Annotated in this window: 21 protein-coding genes, 1 tRNA gene and 1 riboswitch; of the genes, 16 read left to right on the top strand and 6 right to left on the bottom strand. The window is 63.8% G+C overall.

Annotation, left to right across the window (positions count from 1 at the left end; translation table 11 throughout):
• Window position 1: 1 nt before the first annotated feature.
• Both odhB and lpdA read left to right on the top strand, forming a co-directional pair.
• On the top strand, window positions 2-1,225 hold the full coding sequence (gene odhB / locus ACVWZA_RS11190) for a 2-oxoglutarate dehydrogenase complex dihydrolipoyllysine-residue succinyltransferase (protein ID WP_457311276.1): 1,224 nt from the start codon (window positions 2-4) through the stop codon (window positions 1,223-1,225).
• A gap of 122 nt (window positions 1,226-1,347) precedes the next feature.
• Complete coding sequence (lpdA, locus tag ACVWZA_RS11185; RefSeq protein ID WP_457311275.1) at window positions 1,348-2,739, top strand: dihydrolipoyl dehydrogenase; 1,392 nt, start codon at window positions 1,348-1,350, stop codon at window positions 2,737-2,739.
• A gap of 609 nt (window positions 2,740-3,348) precedes the next feature.
• Here the strand turns inward: lpdA and ACVWZA_RS11180 are convergent.
• Window positions 3,349-4,308, bottom strand: coding sequence for a LysR family transcriptional regulator (locus ACVWZA_RS11180; RefSeq protein WP_457311274.1), 960 nt, complete (start codon window positions 4,306-4,308; stop codon window positions 3,349-3,351).
• 80 nt (window positions 4,309-4,388) lie between these two features.
• On the opposite strand from ACVWZA_RS11180, the gene ACVWZA_RS11175 reads away from it, so the two are divergent.
• Window positions 4,389-4,718, top strand: a complete 330-nt coding sequence (locus tag ACVWZA_RS11175; RefSeq protein WP_457311273.1) for a UrcA family protein — start codon at window positions 4,389-4,391, stop codon at window positions 4,716-4,718.
• Between the two features lie 273 nt (window positions 4,719-4,991).
• Here the strand turns inward: ACVWZA_RS11175 and ACVWZA_RS11170 are convergent, their stop codons facing one another.
• A complete protein-coding gene (locus tag ACVWZA_RS11170; RefSeq protein ID WP_457311272.1) occupies window positions 4,992-5,840 on the bottom strand; it encodes an N-formylglutamate amidohydrolase in 849 nt (282 codons plus the stop codon).
• A gap of 109 nt (window positions 5,841-5,949) precedes the next feature.
• On the opposite strand from ACVWZA_RS11170, the gene cpdR reads away from it, so the two are divergent.
• The 4 genes from cpdR to ACVWZA_RS11150 all read left to right on the top strand — a co-directional run bounded on the left by cpdR (window position 5,950) and on the right by ACVWZA_RS11150 (window position 8,312).
• Window positions 5,950-6,327 (top strand): cell cycle two-component system response regulator CpdR, encoded by a 378-nt coding sequence (gene cpdR, locus ACVWZA_RS11165; RefSeq protein WP_457311407.1) that lies wholly within the window; start codon window positions 5,950-5,952, stop codon window positions 6,325-6,327.
• A gap of 76 nt (window positions 6,328-6,403) precedes the next feature.
• A tRNA-Val gene (locus ACVWZA_RS11160) sits at window positions 6,404-6,478 on the top strand.
• A 141-nt stretch (window positions 6,479-6,619) separates the two neighbouring features.
• The gene (locus tag ACVWZA_RS11155; protein ID WP_457311271.1) at window positions 6,620-7,078 is read left to right on the top strand and encodes a winged helix-turn-helix domain-containing protein; all 459 of its coding nucleotides are present in this window, start codon (window positions 6,620-6,622) and stop codon (window positions 7,076-7,078) included.
• Window positions 7,079-7,256: 178 nt separating this feature from the next.
• Window positions 7,257-8,312, top strand: a complete 1,056-nt coding sequence (locus ACVWZA_RS11150; RefSeq protein WP_457311270.1) for a DUF5694 domain-containing protein — start codon at window positions 7,257-7,259, stop codon at window positions 8,310-8,312.
• Window positions 8,313-8,328: 16 nt separating this feature from the next.
• Here the strand turns inward: ACVWZA_RS11150 and ACVWZA_RS11145 are convergent, their stop codons facing one another.
• Entirely contained in the window at window positions 8,329-8,799 is a 471-nt protein-coding gene (locus ACVWZA_RS11145; protein ID WP_457311269.1) for an Lrp/AsnC ligand binding domain-containing protein, read from the bottom strand.
• A gap of 130 nt (window positions 8,800-8,929) precedes the next feature.
• On the opposite strand from ACVWZA_RS11145, the gene putA reads away from it, so the two are divergent.
• The 6 genes from putA (at window position 8,930) to ACVWZA_RS11115 (ending at window position 17,825) form a co-directional block, all read left to right on the top strand.
• Complete coding sequence (gene putA, locus ACVWZA_RS11140; protein WP_457311268.1) at window positions 8,930-12,031, top strand: bifunctional proline dehydrogenase/L-glutamate gamma-semialdehyde dehydrogenase PutA; 3,102 nt, start codon at window positions 8,930-8,932, stop codon at window positions 12,029-12,031.
• Window positions 12,032-12,322: 291 nt separating this feature from the next.
• Window positions 12,323-12,531, top strand: a riboswitch (cobalamin riboswitch).
• Window positions 12,532-12,668: 137 nt separating this feature from the next.
• On the top strand, window positions 12,669-14,582 hold the full coding sequence (locus ACVWZA_RS11135) for a TonB-dependent receptor plug domain-containing protein (RefSeq protein WP_457311267.1): 1,914 nt from the start codon (window positions 12,669-12,671) through the stop codon (window positions 14,580-14,582).
• The gene (locus ACVWZA_RS11130; RefSeq protein WP_457311266.1) at window positions 14,582-15,403 is read left to right on the top strand and encodes an ABC transporter substrate-binding protein; all 822 of its coding nucleotides are present in this window, start codon (window positions 14,582-14,584) and stop codon (window positions 15,401-15,403) included. Before ACVWZA_RS11135 ends, ACVWZA_RS11130 begins: the two co-directional genes overlap by 1 nt.
• Complete coding sequence (locus ACVWZA_RS11125) at window positions 15,400-16,365, top strand: FecCD family ABC transporter permease (protein ID WP_457311265.1); 966 nt, start codon at window positions 15,400-15,402, stop codon at window positions 16,363-16,365. The genes ACVWZA_RS11130 and ACVWZA_RS11125 overlap by 4 nt, the downstream gene beginning before the upstream one ends.
• A complete protein-coding gene (locus tag ACVWZA_RS11120) occupies window positions 16,356-17,126 on the top strand; it encodes an ABC transporter ATP-binding protein (RefSeq protein WP_457311264.1) in 771 nt (256 codons plus the stop codon). Before ACVWZA_RS11125 ends, ACVWZA_RS11120 begins: the two co-directional genes overlap by 10 nt.
• Before the next feature lie 39 nt (window positions 17,127-17,165).
• Window positions 17,166-17,825 (top strand): DUF1287 domain-containing protein, encoded by a 660-nt coding sequence (locus ACVWZA_RS11115; protein ID WP_457311263.1) that lies wholly within the window; start codon window positions 17,166-17,168, stop codon window positions 17,823-17,825.
• An 8-nt stretch (window positions 17,826-17,833) separates the two neighbouring features.
• Here ACVWZA_RS11115 and ACVWZA_RS11110 read toward each other — a convergent pair whose 3' ends face one another.
• Window positions 17,834-18,700, bottom strand: a complete 867-nt coding sequence (locus ACVWZA_RS11110; protein ID WP_457311262.1) for a LysR family transcriptional regulator — start codon at window positions 18,698-18,700, stop codon at window positions 17,834-17,836.
• Between the two features lie 241 nt (window positions 18,701-18,941).
• Between ACVWZA_RS11110 and ACVWZA_RS11105 the strand changes: the two genes are divergently transcribed.
• The gene (locus ACVWZA_RS11105; protein WP_457311261.1) at window positions 18,942-20,372 is read left to right on the top strand and encodes an aldehyde dehydrogenase family protein; all 1,431 of its coding nucleotides are present in this window, start codon (window positions 18,942-18,944) and stop codon (window positions 20,370-20,372) included.
• A 79-nt stretch (window positions 20,373-20,451) separates the two neighbouring features.
• Here ACVWZA_RS11105 and ACVWZA_RS11100 read toward each other — a convergent pair whose 3' ends face one another.
• The gene (locus ACVWZA_RS11100; protein WP_457311260.1) at window positions 20,452-21,249 is read right to left on the bottom strand and encodes a sterol desaturase family protein; all 798 of its coding nucleotides are present in this window, start codon (window positions 21,247-21,249) and stop codon (window positions 20,452-20,454) included.
• A 110-nt stretch (window positions 21,250-21,359) separates the two neighbouring features.
• Window positions 21,360-22,463 (bottom strand): helix-turn-helix domain-containing protein, encoded by a 1,104-nt coding sequence (locus tag ACVWZA_RS11095; RefSeq protein ID WP_457311259.1) that lies wholly within the window; start codon window positions 22,461-22,463, stop codon window positions 21,360-21,362.
• 102 nt (window positions 22,464-22,565) lie between these two features.
• On the opposite strand from ACVWZA_RS11095, the gene ACVWZA_RS11090 reads away from it, so the two are divergent.
• The gene (locus ACVWZA_RS11090) at window positions 22,566-23,117 is read left to right on the top strand and encodes a hypothetical protein (RefSeq protein ID WP_457311258.1); all 552 of its coding nucleotides are present in this window, start codon (window positions 22,566-22,568) and stop codon (window positions 23,115-23,117) included.
• Window positions 23,102-23,602 (top strand): hypothetical protein, encoded by a 501-nt coding sequence (locus ACVWZA_RS11085; protein WP_457311257.1) that lies wholly within the window; start codon window positions 23,102-23,104, stop codon window positions 23,600-23,602. Before ACVWZA_RS11090 ends, ACVWZA_RS11085 begins: the two co-directional genes overlap by 16 nt.
• The last annotated feature ends 19 nt before the right edge of the window (window positions 23,603-23,621 follow it).

Here is a 23,621-nt window from a genome sequence, read left to right as displayed (position 1 = left end):
GATGGCAACCGAAGTCACAGTCCCCGTCCTGGGCGAATCGATCACCGAAGCCACGCTCGGCGAATGGCTCAAACAGCCCGGCGATGCGGTCGCGGTCGATGAACCAATCGCGAGCCTGGAAACCGACAAGGTGTCGGTCGAGGTGCCGTCGCCAGTCGCCGGCGTGATGGGTGCGCACGCGGTCAAGGTCGGTGATACGGTGCAGGTCGGCGCGATGATCGCGACGATCGACGCCGGCTCAGGCGCGCCCGCTCAGGCTGCGGCGCCGCAGCCCGCCGTCCTGGAATCGCCCGCACCGGAGGCCGCTGCGCCGGTCCTCGCGTCCGACGACAGTCCTGCGGCGCTTTCGCCCTCGGTGCGCCGTGCGGTGCTCGAACACGGTGTCGACCCGGCGACGGTCAAGGGCACCGGCAAGGATGGCCGCATCACCAAGGATGACGTGATCGCCGCCGCCACCACTCCGGCCGCCGCGCCCGCGCCCGTTGCCGCGCCGGTCGCGTCACCGTCGGTCGCGCAATCGACCGGACGCAAGGAAGAACGCGTTCGCATGACGCGCCTGCGCCAGACGATCGCCAAGCGCCTGAAGGAAGCGCAGAATACCGCGGCGATGCTGACGACATTCAACGATGTCGACATGACCGCGGTGATCGAGGCGCGGACCAAGTACAAGGACCTGTTCGAGAAGAAGCACGGCGTGCGCCTTGGCTTCATGGGTTTCTTCGTGAAGGCCGCGTGCATGGCGCTGAAGGATATTCCATCCGTCAACGCGTCGATCGATGGCGAGGATATCGTCTATCACGACTATGCCGATATTTCGGTCGCGGTATCTTCGCCGGGCGGACTGGTCGTGCCGGTGATCCGCGATGCCGACCAGCTGAGCGTCGCCGCGATCGAGAAGACGATCGGCGATTACGGCAAGCGCGCCAAGGACGGCACGCTCAAGATGGAAGAGATGAAGGGTGGCACCTTCACCATCTCCAATGGCGGCGTGTTCGGCTCGCTGATGTCGACCCCGATCATCAACCCACCGCAAAGCGCGGTGCTTGGCCTGCATCGGATCGAGGATCGCGCGGTGGTGGTCGACGGCCAGATCGTCGTCCGCCCGATGATGTACCTCGCGCTGAGCTACGATCATCGCCTGATCGACGGCCGCGAGGCGGTGACTTTCCTCGTCGCGCTGAAGAACGCGATCGAAGATCCGACGCGCATACTCATCGATCTTTAAATCACGTCTTCCCCGGCGCAGGCCGGGGCCCAGTCGGGAAGGCGGACGCGACGAAGCGCATCGCTCTCCCCATATGTCACCCGACTAGGCCCCGGCCTGCGCCGGGAAGCGAGAGAAGAGCAATGGCTGACTATGATTTCGACGTTCTGGTGATCGGCTCCGGCCCCGGCGGTTACGTCGCGGCGATCCGTGCCGCGCAGCTCGGCCTGCGCACCGCGTGTGTGGAAAGCCGCGAGACGCTCGGCGGCACCTGCCTCAATGTCGGCTGCATCCCGTCCAAGGCGATGCTCCATGCGTCGGAATATTTCGATGCGGCGGCCAACGGCACCTTCGCCAAGCTCGGCATCAAGGTCACGCCCGAGCTCGATCTCGAAGCGATGCATGGCCAGCGCCTCGACGCGGTCAAGCAGCTGACCGGGGGCATCGCCTTCCTGTTCAAGAAGAACAAAGTCGAATGGTTGAAAGGTCGGGGCAGCTTCGTCGATACGCACAGCGTGCAGGTCGGTGATAAGGTCGTCACCGCCAGGGATATCATCATCGCCACCGGGTCCAGCGTGACTCCGCTGCCGGGCGTCGAGATCGACCAGAAAATCGTGGTCGACAGCACCGGCGCGCTCGAACTTGCCAAGGTGCCCGAGCATCTGGTCGTCATCGGTGGCGGCGTGATCGGTCTCGAACTCGGCAGCGTGTGGCGTCGCCTCGGCGCCAAGGTTACCTGCGTCGAATTCCTCGACCAGATCCTGCCTGGCTTCGATGGTGAGATCCGCAAGGAATCGAACAAGATCTTCAAGAAGCAGGGCATCGAGTTCAAGCTGTCGACCAAGGTGACCGGGGTCACCGTCAATGGCGATAAGGCGACGCTGACGCTCGAACCCGCCGCTGGTGGCGAAGCGACGACGCTGGAGGCGGATTGCGTGCTGGTCTCGATCGGCCGCCGTCCCAACACCGACGGGCTGGCGCTCGACAAGGCTGGCCTTGCCACCAACCAGCGTGGTCAGATCGACATCGGCCATCGTTTCGAAACCAGCGTGCCCGGTATCTGGGCGATCGGCGACGTCGTTCCCGGTCCGATGCTCGCGCACAAGGCCGAAGATGAAGGCATCGCGGTCGCGGAGAATATCGCCGGACTGACCGGCATCGTGAACCACGATGTGATCCCGAGCGTGGTCTATACCTGGCCTGAGATCGCCGGTGTCGGTCTTACCGAAGAAGCCGCGAAGGAAAAAGGAGAGATCAAGGTCGGCAAGTTCCCGATGGCCGGCAACAGTCGCGCCAAGACCAACCATGAGCCGGACGGTTTCGTGAAGATCATTGCCGACGCAAAGACCGACCGCGTGCTCGGCGTGTGGTGCATCGCGGTGCCCGCCGGCACGATGATCGCGCAGGCCGCACAAGCGATGGAATTCGGCGCGACCAGTGAGGACATCGCCTATACCTGCCACGCACATCCAACTCATTCGGAGGCGATCAAGGAAGCGGCGATGGCCGTGCGGGGCAAGGCGATCCACATTTAAGGCGGATTGGCGTTCGAACTCATTTGCCGTCAGCGAAGAAGGTTCGCGCCAACACTCTTCTGCTTTACCCTTCGATCAACATTCGGCCGCATGTCGGTTTGATTCACATCGCTTGCCGGGGTGCCCATGCCTGTTCTCCGGCGCATGGGTTTGTCCGTCACGGATAGAGCCCATTCGACGGACTTTTGAATCAGCAGGCCAGAAATCGAGCAGACCATGACTCCCGTTAGCCATTTCCCGATACTCCCGTGAGCACTCGGAAAATTCCCATGGTGCTCCGACAAAATTCCCGCAGGATTTCCCGTAAATTCCCGCAGAACGCTCAAAAAAGCATTTGCCGTAAAAACTTCCCGCAGCGACGGGAAGTCGAACGATCGCGGCAGTCCCCAACGCGCTGAGGCTGGCCGGAATGAACCCGCCGATTCAATCCCGCATCTCGAACCGTTAGCACCACTCCCGGACGGCGCTTCATTTACCGCCGGTTCGCTCTTTCACATTATGAACATCAACACCCGCGCCCATTCCAACGATGAGGTCAGTTATCTCGAGCGCCCCGGCGTGAACGAAGCCATGCCTGGCGAACGGGAGATCGCCGAAGCGATGCTGCGGTTATGCGCCGATCGTCCGGCTCCCCAGGCTGCCGGACTGAGTGCGTGCCAGGCGGGTAAATCGTTCCGCTAGGAATTCCAGCACTACACGTACGCGCGGTGTATGGCGCAGGCGTTCATGCGTCAGCAGCCACAGGCCATGTGGATCGTCGCGTAGCGGCGGCAGGCATTGCAGCAGGTCGGGGTCATTGTCCGCCACGAGGCAGGGGAGAACAGCCAGGCCGAAGCCCGATCGCACCGCGGCGAGCAGGCCCGCCGCAGAACTGTGATGCATGGCCACCGCCGCTTCCAGATCATTGGCCTGCAGCCATTCGCGATATAGCCGCCACAGGCCCGCTTCGCCGCCCCCGATCAGCGGATGGCCGATCAACTCGCTGCGTCGTGTCGGGCGGCCATGCTCGGCCGCGTAGGCGCGGCTGCAATAGAGCGTCCAGACATCGTCGCACAGCCGGCGCCCGACCAGGCCGGCGCCCGTCGGGCGTATCGCGGTGCGGAGCGCCACATCGGCCGCACCCGCCGCGAGATCGCGAGATTCCTCGCTGGTATCGAGGTCGATGCGGATTGCCGGATAGGCCTGATGCAGGTCGCGCAGGATCGGCGCGAGAATGGTCACCGCAAAGATTTCCTGCGTGGTGACACGTACCGTGCCGCTGACTTCGCGTTGCTGCGATGCGGCGGCGTCGGTCAGCGTCTGGGTGGTACGCTGCACGGCGCGTGCATGGACCAGCAGGTCCGCCCCAGCCGCGGTCAGGCGATAACCACCGGGGCTGCGATCGAACAGCGCGACCTGCAGTGCATCCTCAAGTGCCGCGATTCGCCTCGCTGCCGTCGTCTGGCTGACCTTGAGCGCGCGGCCAGCGGCCAATGTGCTGCCCGTGTCCGCCACAGCCAGGAAATATCGGATGTCATTCCAGTCGACCATCTGGACGTTCTGCACTTTTGCATAACGGCAGTGCAACATCGTTGTTCGTCGAATGGGCAAAGGGGGGTGTAGAAAGAATTCGCACCGGTGCCGAATTCCCCCAGTTTCGGAGACAGAAAATGAAGATGCTTTTCACGCTGGTGGCTCTGGCCGCCGCGACCATCGTCGCGCCGGTGTCGGCGCAAGAGACGGTGCCCGGCAATTTGCCGTACCGGGTGAGCCATGCCGATCTCGACCTGCGCACTGACGCTGGCGTCAGGTCGCTCGACCGCCGCATCGACCATGTCGTCGGCAAGGCCTGCGGCTGGGCTTCCGATTTCGATCTTGCCGGCCAGAATGAAATCCGGCGCTGCCGGAAACAGGCTGTCGCGGCTGCTGCGGCGCAGCGCAACAGGGCGATCGACGACGTTCGCCAGCCCGATATGGCGTCGACCGAAGTCGCGCGCTGACTCTGCTATCTCGTGCCACCCATGCGCCTGGCGCGGGATAGCGATACGGCTTGTCGGGACGCCGAACTGTCAAGGATGCCCCTGAGAAACAAACACATGGCGCTAATAGAAAAATCCCTTGAACCCCGAAAACCACCTTCCTATATCAGTGTCACGAGGCCCCGTGTCCCCCCTTTCGCGCGGCCTCGCGATACACCCTCGGGTGTATCTCCTCCCTGAACCTTGGCCACCTCGGGCGTATGCCCGGGGTGGTTTTTTTATTGGCAAGGCAGATTATTCGGCGGCGAGTGCCGCGGGCGCGGCGAGCGCTTCGTCGGCGAGCGCATCGATCATGCAGCGCAGCAAGCGTGCCGCTTCCCGCAGGCCCTTGCCGGGGCCATCGAGGGCGGCATCCAGGTACAGTGATCGATCGAATTCGACCTGCACGGCATGGATGTTCTTCGCGGGCATGCCGTGACGGTCGAGGATATGTCCGCCGGCATAGGGCGTGTTGGTTGCTCCGCTCAGCCCCACCGCCATCGTCTCGGCTTCGAGCCGGTGGACGAAGCGCGCCGCCGCAGAGCGTCCAAAGCGATCGCCGAACACGATCTGGCTGCCCGAGGCGAGCGACGGCATCGAATGCAGGTCGAGCAGCACTGCCACCCCGAAGCGCGCCCGTGCCGCCACCAGCAACCGGCCGAGCAACTCGTGATAGGGGCGATGATCGCCGGCGATCCGCGCCATCACCTCTTCGCCGTCCAGCCTGCGTTGCCAGATCTCGCCGGCGCTGGCCAGGCGGCGCGGGATCAGCCCGAGTCCGCCGCGCAGCTTGGCCGACTGCAGGCCCAGCGCGCGCCGGTCCGCCCCGGCATCGATATGCGGGTCGCGTTCATTCTCGCTGCGATTGAGGTCGATCCAGGCGCGGGCGCGTAGCTGTACCAGCATCGTCTCGCTTTGCCGCGCCGCGATCGCCAGCGTATCGATATGGCGGTCCTCGAGCGGGCGGAGCGCGGTCAGTGGGACACGGATCGCCGCGCGCAGCGCCAGCGGATAATCGCGCCCGCCATGTGGCACCGACAGGATGACCGGGCTGACCGGCGCGAGCGGGCCGTAAAGATCATAGGGCAGGGCGGCATTGGCCATTGCGGTCACCGTAGAGAGGGCGCTTTATCATCGCAATGCGCGGACGCGGGCTGGAATTTCTTAAGGGCTTTGCGCATAGACTGGCGCTTCGCAAATGAGTGGGACCGAAATGATCAGGATTCTGCTGGCTGAAGACGACCGGGTGATGCGCGAATATTTGACGCGTGCGCTCGAGCGTTCTGGCTATGCCGTCAGCGCGGTCGACCGCGGCACCGCCGCGATTCCACTGCTTGAAACCGAGCATTTCGACCTGTTGCTGACCGATATCGTCATGCCCGAGATGGACGGCATCGAACTCGCCCAGCGCGCCGGTGAGATGCTCCCGGACCTGCGCGTCATGTTCATCACCGGCTTTGCGGCGGTCACGCTCAAGGCAGGCAAGCAGATGCCGCAGGCGCGCGTCCTGTCCAAGCCGTTCCATCTGCGCGACCTGGTGCTCGAGGTCGACCGGATGTTCGAAAAGGAAAGCGCCACCGGCGGGCTTTAAACACTTCATCCGCGCTTGCGCGAGGCGGCAACCCTCGCTAGAGCGCGCAACTCGCATGGCCTTCGGGCCCGCGCGTGGGCGTGTAGCTCAGTGGTAGAGCACTGTGTTGACATCGCAGGGGTCGCAAGTTCAATCCTTGCCACGCCCACCATCTAAAGCCCCGGAAATCCTCGGATTTCCGGGGCTTTAGTGTATCTGGGGCCCAGCGCGTCAGCCCTATCAATGTAATGTTGTATGACAAATTTGCCGATATCGCTGGCGTGGTTGCGAATTGCTGATATTTTTTTGCGTAGTGACCATCAAAGCCGTTTGGCTCGCCGACGAACTGGTCCGCGCACTCGATCAGCGCATCGATTCGGGAGAATTCCCGCTAGGCGCGCGCTTTCCAACCGAAAAGGCGATCACCGATACCGTCGGCGTCAGCCGCACCGCGGCGCGCGAAGCCTTTGCGCGACTGTCGGCCTGCGGGCTGCTGGTCTCGCGGCGCGGCTGCATATGCAGAAGAGCCTGGATCGGCATCGGCTGCTCGTGCAAGCGCATCAGCCGGCCGGTTGACCTTCATCGACGCGGCGTTGTGGCGAACCCGGAAAGTTATCATACAACTTTAACGCTGCTATATCAGTGTCATCACGATCGCGGTCGTCGCAGCCATGGTCGAATCGCTCCGGGCGTCGCCGCGTTCGGCACCAGCTGGCAGTCGGCACGGGATTCAAGCCGTTATGCCGGCGTCCGGCTCGACGCAGGATTTTAAGAGCCCCCACCTCCTGCCCGCTCCGCGCTTCGAGGCGCGAGTATTTGTTGCTCGGCACGCTGGCGGGTCAAGTGTCGAGACACCCTTGCGCTACATCGGCAAACTGTATTAGTTAAATGATACAGTTGAGCGAAAGCAGCGGGGTATGGTTATGGTGAATGCATGGATCATGGCGGCCATGGCCATGGCCGCGGGCACTGCAGTCGCTGCGGCCAACGCACAGCAATATCATACGGATTTCGACCCGGCGTCGCTCAAAGGGCCAAAAGTCGGCGGGGCGAGTCAGTTGCTCGTGCTTGGCTCGCCGCATCTGTCGCAACTGCCGGCTGCCTTTGCGCCCGCCGCGCTGGATTCACTCATCGATCGGCTTCGCGCCTGGAAACCGCAGGCGATTGCGATCGAAGCGCTTTCCGGCCCGCAATGCGATTTTCTCCGGCACTATCCCGATCGCTATCGCGATACGATTTCAAGCTATTGCTGGGACACATCGCCGGCAAATACGGCCACCCGGCTGAGCGTTACCCAGGCGACGGCCGAGATCGATCGCTCGCTGGCCGCTTGGCCGGCCAAGCCGACGCCGGGCCAGCGGCGACATCTGGCGGCATTGTTCCTGGCCGGCGGCGAACAGGCATCCGCACTCGTCCAGTGGTTGCGCTTGAGCCCAGCGGACCGATCCGCTGGCGATGGGCTTAACGCGGCACTCGTCGCGCATCTCGACGCGCTGCGGACTCGCCGCAACGAGACCATGTTGATCGCCGCGCCGCTCGCCGCGCTTCTCGGTCAGGAACGGGTCCATGCGATAGACGACCACACTGCCGATTCTGTCGTCGTCGACGAAGCTTATGGTTCAGCGATTTCGAAAGCGTGGGACAATCCGGCGACCGCTGCGCGGCACGCGACGAGTGCCGCGCTGGAGAAAGACAGCGGCACGGGCACTGGCATCCTGAACATGTATCGCGCCTATAACGCGCCCGGGCAGGGCAAGCTGGCGTTCGACAGCGATTTCGGTGCCGCGCTGGAAGAGCCGTCGCCGCAGAAATTCGGCCGCCACTATCTCGGCTATTGGGAGACGCGCAATCTGCGCATGGCGGGCAATATCCGCGATATGCTGGCGCCGCAGCCCGGAATCCGGGCGCTGGTCATCGTCGGCGCGTCGCACAAAGCCTATCTCGAAGCCTATCTCGATCAGATGCACGACATCCAACTGGCCGACAGCGCGGATATTCTTGGCTAAACCCATGGGGCAGGGGTCAGACCGGCAATGCAGTCTCGGTCTTGATTTCCTCCATTACCGCATAGGTGTGGGTTTGCGCGATGCCGTCGATCGAGCCGAGTTCGTCGCCCAGGATGCGGCGATAGTCCGCCACGTCGCGGCAGCGTATCTTGAGCAGATAGTCGAACCCCCCGGCGACCATATGGCATTCGGTGACCGATGCGAACGACTGGATCGCGGCGGCGAAGCGGCCGAACACGTCGGTGGTCGTCCGGTCGAGCGTCACCTGGACGAACACCAGCAAGCCAAGGTCGAGCAGGACGGGATCGAGCCGCGCCGCATAACCGCTGATATAACCGTCGCGTTCGAGCCGCTTGACGCGTTCCTGGCACGGCGTCGGTGTCAGGCCGACCTGTCGGGCCAGCGCCAGGTTCGACATGCGCCCATCCTGCTGCAGCGCCTTGAGGATGCGTCGGTCGATGGCGTCGGTCCTCGTCAAGCTACTCACCAGATAATATCCTGCAATTTTCCCTAATGGCAGTGAATATATCTGAATCTTCGGAAAATTGCAGTCTTTATTCTCTAGATGATAGCGCGATAAAGGCGGGCGTCACCAGCATCAAGACGAGTATTCGCCGATGTCCTCGATCGCACTTCCCGGCCTAAGCCGCGCCGCCGTCCACGCCGCCTATCGCATGGAGGAGGAGGCATGCGTCGCGCGGCGCCTGATCGAGGCTGAGAGTCCGGCCCCCGAACTCGCCGCCACCCAGGCGCTGGCACGGCAATTGGTCGAGGGCGTGCGGGCCAGGGGGCAGGGCAATGCGGTCGATAGCCTGTTGCACAGCTTCGCACTATCGACCGATGAGGGTATCGCGCTGATGTGCCTGGCCGAAGCATTGCTGCGCATCCCCGATGCAGCGACACGCGACCGGCTGATTGCCGACAAGATCGGCGGCAAGGAATGGAGTGCCAATCTCGGCCGCTCGCAGTCGCTGTTCGTCAACGCCTCGACCTTTGGCCTGATGCTCACCGGCAGCGTTGTCGGCCCGAGCGAGGGCGAAGATTGGGCGGCGGTCGCCAAGCGCGCTGTGGCGCGGCTCGGCAAGCCGGTGATCCGTCGTGCGATCTTCGAAGGGATGCGCATCCTCGGCCATCACTTCGTGTTCGGCCGTACGATCGGCGAAGGCCTGAAGCGCGGCGCCTCGGGCGTTGAAACGCACAGCTTCGACATGCTGGGCGAAGCGGCACGGACACAGGCCGACGCCGATTTCTATTTCAAGGCGTACAAGACCGCGATCGCGGCGGTCGGCAAGGCGCGTGGCGCGGGGCCGGTGGAGGGAGTCGATGGAGTCTCGGTCAAGCTTTCGGCGCTCCATCCGCGGTACGAATGGGCACAAGTGGATCGCATCAAGGCGGAGATGCTGCCACGCCTGCGCGAGCTTGTCGTGGATGCCTGTGCCGCCGACATCTGTCTCGCGATCGACGCGGAGGAAGCCGACCGGCTCGACCTGTCGATGGACCTGATCGAGATCCTCGTCGCCGACGACAGTCTGTTCAAGAATGGCTGGCGCGGTTTCGGGATCGTCATCCAGGCCTATCAAAAGCGTGCCGTGCCCATGATCGACTGGACCATCGCGCTTGCCCGTCGTTACCGGCGCCAGATAATGGTCCGGCTGGTCAAGGGCGCCTATTGGGACAGCGAAGTGAAGGTGACGCAGGTCGGCGGGTTCGCCGATTATCCGGTCTTCACGCGCAAGGCGTCGACCGACGTGTCCTATCTCGCCTGCGCGCGCCGTATGCTTGCCGCCGACGACGCGATCTATTCGGGTTTCGCCACGCACAATGCAGCGACCGTCGCGGCGGTCAAGGCGATGGCGGGCACGCGTGTGTTCGAATTCCAGCGCCTGCACGGCATGGGCGAGGAACTGTACGAAGTGCTGCGCGAAGGCGAAGGCAGCACGCCGACGGCCGTGCGCATCTATGCCCCGGTCGGCGGGCACAAGGAATTGCTCGCCTATCTCGTGCGCCGGCTGCTCGAAAACGGCGCCAACGCTTCGTTCGTCAACCGCCTCGCCGATGCCGATCAGCCGGTCGAAGCGATCATCGCCGATCCGGTCGAGGTGACGGCCGAACTCGATATACGCCGCAACCCGCGTATTCCGCTGCCCAGCCAATTGTTCGCGCCCGACCGGCTGAATTCGACGGGGATCGACCTGTCCGATCCGCTGGTGCGTGTGCCGCTGATGACGCGCCTCGCCACGCTCGAGGCATGGCATCCCGATGCGGTTCCGATGGTCGGCAAGGCGCGCCTGAAGGGCGCTCCCACGCCCGTCACCGCGCCGTTCGATCGCAGCATCACGGTCGGCAAGGTCATCGCCGCATCGCCCGATGCCGTCGCCAAGGCGGTGGCGCTGGCACAGGCCGCCCAACCGGATTGGGATGCGGTCGCCGCCGCGAGCCGCGCCATGACGCTGGAAACTGCCGCCATGCTTTATGAACGGCACACCGACGAACTGCTCTCGCTCTGCGTGCGCGAGGCGGGAAAGTCGGTGCCCGACGCGATCCTCGAACTGCGTGAGGCGGTCGATTTCCTGCGCTATTACGCAACCGAAGCCCGACGCCAGTTCGGGGCAGCCGATCCGCTGCCCGGCCCGACCGGCGAGTCCAACACATTGACCCTGCATGGTCGCGGCGTGATCGCGGCGATCAGCCCGTGGAACTTCCCGCTCGCCATCTTCACTGGCCAGATCGCCGCCGCGCTCGCGGCAGGGAATACGGTCGTCGCCAAGCCCGCAGGCCAGACGCCGCTGATCGCGGCGCGCGCGGTCGAATTGCTGCGTGAGGCCGGCATCCCCGCCGATGTATTGCATCTGCTGCCCGGCGGTGGCGATGTCGGTGCGGCGCTGGTCGCCAACCCCGGCATCGGCGGCGTCGTGTTCACCGGGTCTACCAATACCGCCCGGTCGATCAATCTCACGCTCGCGCAGCGGGATGGGCCGATCGTGCCCTTGATCGCCGAAACCGGCGGGCAAAATGCGATGATCGTCGACAGTTCCGCGCTGCCCGAACAGGTCACGCGCGATGTGGTGCAATCCGCCTTCCAAAGCGCGGGGCAGCGTTGTTCGGCGCTGCGTGTGCTGTATCTGCAGGATGATATCGCCGATGGCGTGCTGGAAATGATCGGCGGCGCGATGCAGGCGCTGACGATCGGCGATCCACGCAAGCTGTCGACGGATGTCGGTCCGGTGATCGACGCGCCCGCGCGTGAATCATTGCAAAAACATAGCGACAAACTGGCCAGCACCACGGTTTGCCGCCTAGCGGTGCCGGCGAGCCGGGGCGACTTTGTTGCGCCTGCCGCCTTTACTATTCCCGGTATCGCGGCGTTGAAACAGGAACATTTCGGCCCGTTGCTTCATGTCGTGCGTTTCCCCGCCGCCGGCCTGGATGCGGTGATCGATGCGATCAACGCGACCGGCTTCGGCCTGACTCTTGGCGTGCACAGCCGGATCGACACGACGATCGAGCGGATCGTCGCGCGTGCCCGGGTCGGCAACATCTATATCAATCGCAACCAGATCGGCGCGGTGGTCGGCAGCCAGCCATTCGGCGGCGAGGGGTTGTCGGGAACGGGGCCGAAGGCGGGCGGCCCGCACTATCTTGCCCGCTTGGCGGCCGAGCGGACGTTGTGCGTCGATACGACGGCAGCGGGCGGGAATGCGACTCTGCTGGCGAGCTAAAGCGGGCATCCCAACCGTTAAAGCGTCGGCAGTCACAACGCCGCGATAATTCCACCGATAGCGGCCCATAGCAGGATCGAAATAATGGCGGCCAGGACAAGGCCGGCACCGGGTGCCATGGTCCGTCCCACATCCTGGGGCGGTTGAGGTGGCAGATGCTTCAAATCTAACGTTCTCACGACCAGTTCCTTCAAGGAAATGAGCTGCGAATGGCTCGTTATCCTCTTTCTTTCCTCCAAATTTACTAACGCGTTCGGCGACAGTTGGTTGCACTGCGGCAACGGGCGGCGTAGGGGCCGCGTCGTGACGGGTTCCCGGAGACGGGAAGCAAAAGGGAAGTTCGGTGCGTGGGCCTGAGGTCCGCCAATCCGGCGCTGTTCCCGCAACTGTAACCGGATAGCCGGTGTTCCATTTATGCCACTGGGCCGATCGGGCCTGGGAAGGCGGAGCGCAGACGAAGACCCGGAAGTCAGGAGACCTGCCCGACACAGTCGATCCACTGCGCGGGCGGGAAGACCCGGGCGGACGAGGGTGTGGCCCGAAGGGGGCGAAACCTTTGAGCGAACGACATGGACCGGGCCATTGGCCGGCTGTCGTCCCGACATCCGGCAGTTGGCCCCATGCAAAGGGGCATACCATGTTTGATTACCGTAAGATTTTGCTGACCGGCGCGGCTCTGTTCGCCGCGACTCCCGTTTTCGCGCAGGAAGTGCCGGCTGAAGGCGAAGGCATAATCATCGCCGATGCGATGCAAAAGGAAATCGTTGTCACCGCGACCGGTGTCGAACAGCCGGTCGACCAGGTCGGTCAGGCAATCACTGTAATCGACGCCGACACGATCCGCCGCCGTCAGGAGATCAACGTCGCCGAACTGATCGCGACCACGCCTGGCGTGCGTTTCAACCGCGCCGGCACCACCGGGACGGTCACTGGCGTCTCACTGCGCGGTGCGGAAACCACCCAGACGCTGGTGCTCATCGACGGCGTCAAGGTCAATGATCCGAGCGGGATCGGCGACATGTTCGATTTCGGCAATCTGCTGGTCGGCAACATCAAGCGCATCGAAGTTTTGCGCGGTTCCAACTCGGTGGCGTTCGGCAGCCAGGCGATCGGCGGCGTGGTCAATGTGATGACCGCCGTCCCGACCGACGGCTTCGCAGCCAATGCCTCGGCCGACTATGGTTACAGCAACACCGTCAGTGCAAAGGCGGATATCTCCGGCGGCAGCGGAATGTTTTCGGGCGGCGCCGGCGTCTCCTATTTCGATACCGATGGTATCTCTTCGGCGAGCAAGGCATTCGGGGCGACCGAGAAGGACGGCTACAAGAACCTGACCACAAACGCGAAGCTGAAGGTCGCGTTCAGCGACGATATCAGCCTCGATCTGCGCGGCTATTATATCGATGCCGATCTCGATTATGACAGCTTCTTTGGCGCACCAGCCGACAGCACAGATGTTAGCAAGTCGAAGCAATATATCGGCTATGCCGGGGTCAACGCAGCACTGTTCAATGGCCTGCTCAAGAACCGCTTCGCGGTGACCTGGTTCAAGCATGACCGCGACTATTATTTCGTACGCTCGAATACGCCCGATTACGGCTATTCCGGGAAAAACCTGCGCTTCGAATATCAAGGCGTGTTGCAGCCGATCGAGCAAGCCAAGCTGATCTTCGGCTATGAGCATGAAAAGCCGGAGTATGATTTTGCCGGCTTCGGATCGGATGATCATCGGAAGGCCAATACCGACAGCGTCTACGGTCTTGCCGTGGTGCAGCCGCTTGCGGGTCTTTCGCTTACGGCTGGTGTGCGCCACGACGATCACAGCCAGTTCGGTGGCGCGACGACCATCGGCGCGAATGCCAATTATTCGCCCAATCACGGCGCCACCAATTTTCGACTGAGCTATGGCGAAGGATTCAAGGCGCCGTCACTCTATCAGCTTTACGACGGCTTCAGCGGCAATGATCTGCTCCGGCCTGAACGGTCACGCAGCTACGATGTCGGTGTCGACCAGTCCTTGCTTGCAGGGCGAGCAAAAGCATCTGTGACCCTGTTCCAGCGTGATACCCGCGACCAGATCGATTTTTTCGCTACGGGCCCTTTCACCGGCAATTATCGTAATATCGACAAGACCCGGGCCAAGGGTGCGGAATTCACGCTCGCGCTGCGCCCGGCCGATGCGCTGACCTTCACTGCGGCCTATAGCTATATCGACGCTCGCGATCGTTCACTCGATCCTGCGAGTTTTGATAAAAAGCTGGCGCGCCGTGCGGACAATGCGTTCAGCGTGTCGATGGACTATGATTGGTCTTTCGGCCTGTCGACCGGCGCCACATTGACCCAAGTCGGCGACAGCTTCGACGATGTTGCGAACACGCGCAGTCTCGATGGCTATGTGCTGGCGGGCCTCCATGCCTCGATCCGTATTGCCGACCGGTTCGAAATCTATGGCCGTGTGGATAACCTGTTCGATGAGCAGTACAGCACCGTTTATGGTTATGGCACCTATGGTCGCGCGGCTTATGGTGGCGTGCGCGTGAAGTTCGACTGATGAAACCGGCGATCCTGCTGCTCGCCCTCATGCTTGCCGGCTGCACCCAGCCCGCACATGTGGCGCGCGGCGGGATCGTCTCGACCAACCCTTGCGCCGATGCGATCCTGATCGAGCTGGTCGAACCGGATCGTATCACCGCGATCAGCCATTATTCGCATAATCCCGCCGCCAGCTCGATCGCCGCAGAGGTGGCGTCGCGTTTCCCATCGACGGCGGGTACGGCGGAGGAGGTCATCGCGCTCGACCCCGAACTGGTGCTGACCAGCAGCTTCACCCCACTTGCCACACGCGCAGCCTATGAACGTGCTGGATTGAAGACTTTAGTGATGAATTCACCGACAACCGTAGAGGGAAGCAAGGCGCAAATCACCGCGGTCGCCGCGGCGCTGGGCGCGGAAGCACGGGGCAGGGCGCTCAACGCGCGCATAGACGCGGCGGTCGCCGCTGCGGCCCAGCCCGAACGGGAAGGGAGTAGCACGCGACCTTCGGCGCTGCTCTATATCGCCGGCGATCTGGTCAACGGCTCCGGCACCTTGCTCGACGAACTCCTTATCACGGCCGGCTTCCGCGATGCGGCGGCGGATTACGGCCTTGCATCGACCGGTAACCTACCGATCGAAACCATCGCCGCACGACCGCCACGCGTAATCATGACGCCCGGCGATACCTCGCGTACCGCGACGCTGCGCCGTCGCGTTCTCATGCGTACGGGCGCAACGACGACCGAGGCGCATTTTCCGCGCAATCTGGTCAATTGCGGCGGACCGTCGATCATTCCAGCGCTCGGCATGCTGGCCAATATCCGACGGTCGCTATGAGGCTGAAGCTTGCCCTGCTGATCCTGCTCGTGGTCGTTGCGTTCGGCCTGTCGCTCGTCGCCGGCAAGGCTTGGGTGCCCTTGTCCGCCTGGTTCTCCACCGATCCACGCTGGGCGATCATCATCGAATTGCGCCTGCCGCGCGCGGTGCTCGGCCTGGCGATCGGTGCGGTACTCGGCCTGTCGGGCGCGGTGCTGCAAGGGTATTTGCGCAACCCGCTGGCCGATCCCGGCGTGGTCGGCGTCTCGTCGAGCGCGGCGCTCGGCGCGGTCGCGGCGATCGTGTTCGGCGTCGCCGCCAGTCCGCTGATCGTCTTCGCCTGCGCGATGGCCGGGGCGAGCGGGTCGATGATGCTGCTCGCCGCATTGACCTGGCGTCGGTCGAGCGCGGTGCATTTCATCCTTGCCGGCACGGTGCTCGCCAGCCTTGCGGGCGCGCTGACCGCCTTCCTCATCTCGGTCGCGCCTAACCCCTATGCGGTGGCCGAGGTGATCGAATGGCTGATGGGGGCGCTTACCGATCGCAGCCTCGACGATGTCACGCTGGCGGTACCGTTCATGGCGGCGGGCGCGGTGCTGCTGCTGTTCACCGGCCGTTCGCTCGACGCGCTGACGCTGGGCGAAGCCGCCGCCCGATCGCTCGGCGTGCGGCTCGGCCGGTTGCAGGCGCTGGTCGTGCTCGGTACCGGCCTGACGATCGGCGCGAGCGTTGCGGTGACCGGCGTGGTCGGCTTTGTCGGGCTGGTGGTGCCGCATCTGCTGCGTCCATGGTTCGGGCACAGGCCGAGCGCCTTGCTTTTGCCGAGTGCGCTCGGCGGTGCCGCGCTGGTACTGGTTGCCGACAGCCTGTGCCGCCTGATTCCCGGCGCGGGCGAACTGCGCCTCGGCGTGGTGATGGCGCTGATCGGCGGGCCGTTCTTCTTCCTGCTGCTGCTCAAGGGGCGGAGGCTGTCATGGAGCTGAGCTTCGACAGGCTCGGCGTCACGCTGGCGCGGCGGCGGGTCCTGACCGGCATCACCGCGACGCTAAGGCCTGGGCGCATCACCGCGATCCTCGGCCCGAACGGTGCGGGCAAGAGCAGCCTGGTCAAGGCCGCCGCCGCACTTGTCGCACCCGCCAGTGGTACCGTTCGCCTCGGCGGGCGCGATGTCGCCGCGCTCGATCCGCGCGAACGCGCGCGGCTGATCGGTTATCTGCCGCAGGACGCCGCCGTGCACTGGAACGTTACCGGCGCCGATGTGGTCGCGCTCGGCCGGTTGCCGCACCGTGCGCCTTACGCCGCGCCGTCGGCGGCGGATCTCGATGCTATCACGGGCGCGATGGCGGCGACCGGGACGATCGACTTCGCCGATCGCCCGATCCATGAATTGTCCGGCGGCGAGCGCGCCCGCGTGCTGCTTGCCCGGGTGCTTGCGGGTGAACCGCGCTGGCTGCTCGCCGACGAGCCGCTGGCGAGCCTCGACCCCGCGCACCAGATCGACATTCTCGACCGCTTGCGAGCGGTCGCCTCGACCGGGGCGGGGGTTGCGATCGTGCTTCATGATCTGGGCTTGGCGGCGCGCGCGGCGGACGATGTACTGCTCCTCAAAGACGGCGGGATGGTCGGCTTCGGCCCGGTCGCCGATGCGCTGACGCCCGAGGCGATCTGCAGCGTGTTCGGCGTCCAGGCGCGCTGGGTCGACACGCCTGACGGTCCTCCGCTGCTCGTGACGGTCGGACGCTGAAGGAGCGAGCGTTCGACGCACCACACCAACGGAGGTGGAGTGGTATTTACCCTTGCCGTGTCGGACGTCGCTTCTATCCTTCCGCGCATGACCGCCCATCTTGATCGCCGCACCTTTCTGCTCGGGCTCGGTGCTGTCGCCGCGACCACACCGGCGCACGCACAGCCCGGCGGCCGGACGGCCACCACGCTGATCGCGGCCGCGCGTCGTCAGGTCGGCGTGACGCTGCATTACGACCAAGCCTATACCTCGCTCGCCTTTCCCAATGGCGATGTTTCGCGCAGCAAGGGCGTCTGCACCGATGTGCTTATCCGTGCGTATCGCGATGCGTTCGGCATCGACCTGCAGGCACTGGTCAACGCCGATATGCGTGCGGCGTTTTCGGCCTATCCGACGCGATGGGGCCTGCGCCGGCCGGACCGCAATATCGACCATCGCCGCGTCCCCAACCTCCAGACGCTGATGACTCGCAACGGCGCGCGACTGCCGCTCCCGACATCGCCGCAGGGCTGGCGGTCGGGCGACATCTTCACCAGCCTGATCGCCGACAAGCTGCCCCATATCGGCATCGTTTCCGACCGGCGCGGGCGCAGCGGCAACTTGGCGGTGATCCACAATATCGGCGCGGGTGCACGCGAAGAGGATGCGTTGTTCGCGTACAAGCTGACCGGCCATTATCGCTTCATGCTCGACCGCTGATCCCCAAGTCAGCTGATCCCAGCCGCGCAGCCGCGCAGCCATTCGATCACCGCCTGGATTCGGGGAGTGGCATGCGTGTCCTCATGCGTCACCAGCCAGAAGCTGCGGCCGAGTGTCACCGACGGCAGGACCGGCACCAGCGTACGGTCGCGCGTGGCAATGAAGTTCGGCAGGATGCCGATTCCCGCGCCGGACCGGATCATCGCGTGCTGCACGTTGATGCTCGTGCTGCGTGCCCGCGCGACGAGTCCGTCGTGGATCTCCGACAGATAATCCAGCTCTACCGCATGGATATGTTCTGGCACATAGCTGATCAGCGTATGTCCTTCGAGCTCGGCCGCGCTTGCCGGCATGTCGTGCGCGCCGAGATAGGCCTGGGTCGCATAGAGCTTGAGCTGATAATCGGCGAGCCTGGTCGCGCGCAATTGCCGGTTGCGCGGCCGCGCCAGCATCACCGCGACATCCGCCTCGCGCTTCGACGGATTGAGGAAGCCCGAAGCGGTGATCAGGTCGAGCCGGATATTGGGATGCCCGGCGCGAAACGCCGCCACGCCCGGCGCCACGACATGCGTCGCCAGCCCTTCGGCGAGACTCAGCCGAACATGCCCGGCCAGGGCGCCGCTCGGGTCGCCCTCGCTCGCCGCGATCACTGCCGCCTCGATCGTCTCGGCATGGACGAGCATCGCCTGACCCGCCTCGCTCAGTCGCCGGTCGCCGCCCAATGTCTCGAACAGCGGCGCACCGGTCTCCGCACCGAGCCGCGTGAGCCGCCGCGACACGGTCGTCACATCGATCCCGAGCAGCCGCGCGGCGGGCGCGATCCGCCCGGCCCGCGCCACTGCGAGGAAAATTCTCAGATCGTCCCAGTTGCGCAACCGGTCCCCGCAAAAACCACGCCTAATGCAAAAATGCATATGGCAGCGGCGATTATAGGCACTTGAAGGCAGAAATGCCTAGTGAGATAAGCCACGCAACTAAAAAGCCGAGAGGATCGACCCGACGGCCGGACACCAAGGCATTACAGCCCGGCTCGCGAAACATCCTCCAGTCTCTCACTCGCCTCACGGTCGTGATTCCGCGGCCGACGGGGCACGCGACGCGCCAAAGGAACACGATATGGGCCAGGAAAACGTCAAGTTCGTCACCGAACAGGAAGCCGCCGATACCGCCGAAGTCGCGGCGCTGGTTGCCCGGTCACGTGCCGCCCAGACCCAGATCGAGAATTACACACAAGAGCAGGTCGATGCGCTGATCCGCGCAATGGTGTGGTCGGTCGCGCGCGAGGATCGCGCCAAGGAGATCGCCCAGTTCACCGTCGATGAGACGCAGCTCGGTAATTACGACGGCAAGTTCCTCAAGATCTTCCGCAAGACCCGCGCGACCCTGATGGACATCATCGACGACAAGTCGGTCGGCGTGATCGAGGAGGATCCGGTCCGCAACATCGTCAAGATCGCCAAACCGGTCGGTGTGATCGGCGCGCTGTCGCCCTCGACCAATCCCGAGGCGACCCCGGTGATCAAGGCGATCAGCTCGATCAAGGGGCGCAACTCGATCATCATCGCGCCGCACCCACGCGCCAAACTGACCAACAAGCTGATCTGCGATTATATGCGCGAAGCGATCGTCGCGATGGGCGCGCCGGCCGATCTGGTGATCAGCATCGATACGCCATCGGTCAACAAGACCAATGAACTGATGAAGCAGTGCGACCGCATCCTCGCCACCGGCGGCGGCGCGATGGTCACCGCGGCCTATTCCAGCGGCACGCCGGCGCTCGGCGTCGGTGTCGGCAATGCTGTGATCACGGTCGATGACACCGCCGATCTCGACGATGCGGCGGAGAAGATCCGCGTCTCCAAGACGCTCGATCTCGCCGCGTCCTGTTCGTCGGACAACAGCGTCATCCTGCTCGACGCAATCTATGACGAGATGCTCGCCAAGCTGGAGGCCAAGGGCGGTTTCATCCTCGATGCCGCAGCGAAGCAGAAGTTCGAGGACGTGCTCTGGGTCGACGGGCATATCAACGCCAAGGTGGTCGCGCAGACGCCGAAATTCATCGCCGATTTCGCCGGCTTCGAGATTCCGGACGGCACGCAGTTCTTCATCATCCCGGAGACCGGCTATGGCCCCGACCATCCGTTTTCAGGGGAGAAGATGACGGTGGCGATGGCGCTGTACCGAGCGAAGAACATCGACGACGCGATCCGCCTGACCAACGCGATCCAGTCCTATCAGGGGCAAGGACATAGCTGCGGCATCTATTCGCGTTCCGACGCGAACATCATGAAGCTCGCCAATGCGACGCGCACCAGCCGCGTGATGGTCAATCAGCCGCAATCGGCCTCGAACAGCGGCAATCTGTGGAACGGCATGCGCCAGACTTTTTCGCTCGGCTGCGGTTCCTGGGGTGGTAACGGCACCAACAACAACATCACTTGGCGCGACCTGATCAACGAGACCTGGGTGTCGAAGCCGCTCGCCACGCCCAAGGTACTGGCGTCGGACGAGGAACTGTTCGGCGATGTGATGGCCAAGCTGGCCTGATCCAGCTTGTGGAGGCAGCGGCGATCTGGATCATCGTGCTGGCATATGCGGGCACGATGACTCGTCGCTTGCCCACCCGTTACGCGGCTATCAGTTCGGGTGAAGCCTTCACGCGTGCCGCGACGGCCTCGAACTTCTCGTGGTAACGCGGATGTTCAGTGCCCATCATCCGGTCCCACCAGGTGAAATACAGCCCGAAATTATAACGACCTTCGCTGTGATGCAGGTCATGATGCGTGGTGGTGGTCAGCCATCCGGACCAGCGGCTTTTGGTGAAGCCGCTCCATGCCAGTTCGTGCCCGGAATGGCCGATCGCGTTGCGCGCGATCTGGTGGCCGAGAAAGATGAACACGGCGAGCGGCTGGATCGGCGCGACCTGCGACATGCCGATCAGCAACACCGGCACATAAAGCGACTCGGTCACCGATTCGATCGGCGCGAAGGCATAGGATGCCCAACTGGTCGGGGTGCGCGAGACGTGATGCGCGGCGTGGGCGCGACGGAACATCGCGCGCAGATGCAGGCCGCGGTGCATCCAGTAGAAATAGGCGTCGTGGGCGATGACCATGATGATCAACTGCACGGCCAGCATCGCCAGATCGGGCGTATGACCGATCCGAACGATACCAGCGCCAATCGCCGCGAAGGTGATCAAATTCACCACTCCGAAGATTGCAACCGTTTGCACCGAAAGGCGCAATTCGCGCCGGCGGTCGGCCATCGTCGCGCTTCGTTGCTGGATGCGCCGCGCCGCGGTCCAGCGCCGCAACAACCAATAGGTCAGCGCAACACCCGCCGCACCGATCAGGTAGCGGATCATCTCGATCTGGAAACTGTGCGCCCAGTGCAGGGAAATAGTTTTCAGGATCTCGATCATGGCACGGCTCCGTCGGGGCAGGTCTTCTCGACCGGCGCTACGCTATCGATCGATGGATGGCTGCGCGCGGCTGAAAATCTCCGATCGATTCCGCAATTGATCGGCATTTTTTACCCGGCGATGATTGCCGCACGACGGAATTCGCTCGGCGCCACGCCGGACTCTTCGCGAAACGCGCGATTGAACGGCGCGAGCGAGCCATACCCCAGATCCATCGCCATGGTCAGGATCGGCAGATCGACCCGCGCCGGATCGGCGAGCCACAGCTTTGCCTCGGCGATGCGGTGATGGTTCAGGAACGCCGAGAAGTTACGGTAGCCGAGCCGCTGGTTGATCAGTCCGCGCAGCCGGTGTTCGGGTACGCCGAGCCGTTCCGCGAGGGAACCGATCGACAGCCCCGGTTCGCGGTGGATCGCCCCGGCGATCACCGCATCGAGCTTCTGCCGCAGTACATGCTCGGCGGGACTGAGGTTCGGAACGGGAATCGGCGCTGGCCGGGCCGGATCGAACAGCAGCTCGGGATCGCTCTGCAGCAGGGCGACACCCATTGCGGTGGTCGCGGCGAGGATCGCAAAGGCCTGGCCGATTGCGATGCCCGGTCCCGCTCGCTCGAACCCGAACAGCATCTCCAGCACGACCACCATGAACGCGAGCACGCCGACCACCACCACAAAGCCGACGCGCAAGCGCCGGCGCTTCTCGATCAGATCGTCACCGCGTTCGCGCATCGCGATCAGGACCGCATGACCGATCAGCAACAGCGATACGCTGTGCTGAAGCAATTCGATCCACAAACGCGCTTCGGGCGCCCAGATCGCCGCGAAATAGAATCCGGCCCGACAGCCAATCAGCACTATGAAACCAGCGGTTGCGGCACGCCGGTCGATCGCGCGCTCGAACAGCAAATGCGCGAAGATCCACAACAGCAACGGCACGCTTTGCGCGGCAAGCTGGAGCAGCGCCCAGAATGGTCCACTGATCGGCCGGAACAGTGGCGTCGCAAGCGTCAGATAGCATGCGACACCGGTCAGCAGCAGCGCCGTCGCCACCCGCACCGGTCGCGGGGCGCGACCCCGGCAGATCACGATCGCGATCAGCAACAACTGGCCGATCGCCAGCAACCGCATCGCCGTATCGAGCAGGATCAGCTTGGTCATATCGCACGGGATATGACGTGCCCCGGTCTCGTCGTCCATCGCGACATGGATGGTCATGCGACGTGTGTTGGAGGGAGAGGTTTCGCGCCGGATGCGTTAACAGCCGATGCAATCGGGGCAAAGTTCGCCCTCTCGACATCTGGAGGCACCGTTTTCGCCATGACCAAGAAACTGATCATCCCCGTCGCGCTGGCCTGCATGCTCGCCGCTTGCGGAAAACCGACCACGTCGTCGAACGTCACGATCGATATCGGCGAGACCGACACCGCCAACCAGACCGGCACCGCCACCGCGCCCGATCAGATGACGAACGACAGCGTCGCGATCACCGGCAATGCGACCGCCGGCAATGCGAACGACGTGCCAAGCGCCATGCCGACACCCGTCACGAAAATCGCCAACGCCTTTCCCGCCGCCTATCAGGGTCGCTGGGGCATGAACGCCAATGACTGCGATCCGAAGCGCGATGATAACAAGGGCTTGCTAACGGTGTCCGCCGATGCGCTCAAATTCTACGAATCGCGCGCCAGGATCGCGTCGCTCAAGGCAATCTCGCCTACTCAGCTCATGGCCGATCTCGCCTTCAGCGGAGAAGGCCAGACCTGGAACAGCAAGACCGCGTTCGAACTGGCTGATGGCGGCAAGACGTTGCTTCGCACGGAAGAAGAGCCGGCATCTTCGTATCGCTACATCAAATGTCCGGCGGCATGATGCGCACGCGCTACGTCGCCCTCGCTGCCCTGGCGCTCGCCGGCTGTTCGTCGAATGTATCGGAAGACGCAAAGGAAGTGGCGGCGGCGGCCAATATCGAGGCGGTGGTCGAGCAAAACGAAACTCAGGCCGCGGCGATCGGCCTGCCCCGGAGCGCTACGCCCAGTCCGGCCAGGGCGGCGAAGATGCTGCCCCCGGCGTTCCTTGGTCGCTGGGGTATCACCCCGGCCGATTGCGATTTCAGCCGTACCGATACCAAGGGGCTGGTGACGGTCTTTGCCGACAAATTGAGCTTCTACGAATCGACCGCCAAGGTCGCGTCGCTGACCCCGGTGTCGCAGTACAAGGTGATCGCCGATCTGAACTATACAGGCGAAGGCCAGACCTGGCAGAAGCGCACCACGCTCGAGCTTGTCACGGCGGGCACGGCATTGCTGCGGACCGAACAATCGCCCGATACGACCTTCCGTTACGAGCGCTGCTAGGGCAATCGCGTAGATATGA

This window comes from Sphingomonas sp. UYAg733 (genome assembly GCF_054057355.1).
This window is presented reverse-complemented; position numbering and strand designations above follow the sequence as displayed.

What these genes read in the sequence shown, in the direction of transcription:
- odhB (WP_457311276.1), top strand. Translation starts at nt 2, where the DNA reads ATGGCAACCGAAGTCACAGTCCCCGTCCTGGGCGAATCGATCACCGAA.
- lpdA (WP_457311275.1), top strand. Translation starts at nt 1,348, where the DNA reads ATGGCTGACTATGATTTCGACGTTCTGGTGATCGGCTCCGGCCCCGGC.
- ACVWZA_RS11180 (WP_457311274.1), bottom strand. Translation starts at nt 4,308, where the DNA reads ATGTTGCACTGCCGTTATGCAAAAGTGCAGAACGTCCAGATGGTCGAC.
- ACVWZA_RS11175 (WP_457311273.1), top strand. Translation starts at nt 4,389, where the DNA reads ATGAAGATGCTTTTCACGCTGGTGGCTCTGGCCGCCGCGACCATCGTC.
- ACVWZA_RS11170 (WP_457311272.1), bottom strand. Translation starts at nt 5,840, where the DNA reads ATGGCCAATGCCGCCCTGCCCTATGATCTTTACGGCCCGCTCGCGCCG.
- cpdR (WP_457311407.1), top strand. Translation starts at nt 5,950, where the DNA reads ATGATCAGGATTCTGCTGGCTGAAGACGACCGGGTGATGCGCGAATAT.
- ACVWZA_RS11150 (WP_457311270.1), top strand. Translation starts at nt 7,257, where the DNA reads ATGGCCATGGCCGCGGGCACTGCAGTCGCTGCGGCCAACGCACAGCAA.
- putA (WP_457311268.1), top strand. Translation starts at nt 8,930, where the DNA reads ATGTCCTCGATCGCACTTCCCGGCCTAAGCCGCGCCGCCGTCCACGCC.
- ACVWZA_RS11135 (WP_457311267.1), top strand. Translation starts at nt 12,669, where the DNA reads ATGTTTGATTACCGTAAGATTTTGCTGACCGGCGCGGCTCTGTTCGCC.
- ACVWZA_RS11130 (WP_457311266.1), top strand. Translation starts at nt 14,582, where the DNA reads ATGAAACCGGCGATCCTGCTGCTCGCCCTCATGCTTGCCGGCTGCACC.
- ACVWZA_RS11125 (WP_457311265.1), top strand. Translation starts at nt 15,400, where the DNA reads ATGAGGCTGAAGCTTGCCCTGCTGATCCTGCTCGTGGTCGTTGCGTTC.
- ACVWZA_RS11120 (WP_457311264.1), top strand. Translation starts at nt 16,356, where the DNA reads ATGGAGCTGAGCTTCGACAGGCTCGGCGTCACGCTGGCGCGGCGGCGG.
- ACVWZA_RS11105 (WP_457311261.1), top strand. Translation starts at nt 18,942, where the DNA reads ATGGGCCAGGAAAACGTCAAGTTCGTCACCGAACAGGAAGCCGCCGAT.
- ACVWZA_RS11100 (WP_457311260.1), bottom strand. Translation starts at nt 21,249, where the DNA reads ATGATCGAGATCCTGAAAACTATTTCCCTGCACTGGGCGCACAGTTTC.
- ACVWZA_RS11095 (WP_457311259.1), bottom strand. Translation starts at nt 22,463, where the DNA reads ATGACCATCCATGTCGCGATGGACGACGAGACCGGGGCACGTCATATC.
- ACVWZA_RS11090 (WP_457311258.1), top strand. Translation starts at nt 22,566, where the DNA reads ATGACCAAGAAACTGATCATCCCCGTCGCGCTGGCCTGCATGCTCGCC.
- ACVWZA_RS11085 (WP_457311257.1), top strand. Translation starts at nt 23,102, where the DNA reads ATGTCCGGCGGCATGATGCGCACGCGCTACGTCGCCCTCGCTGCCCTG.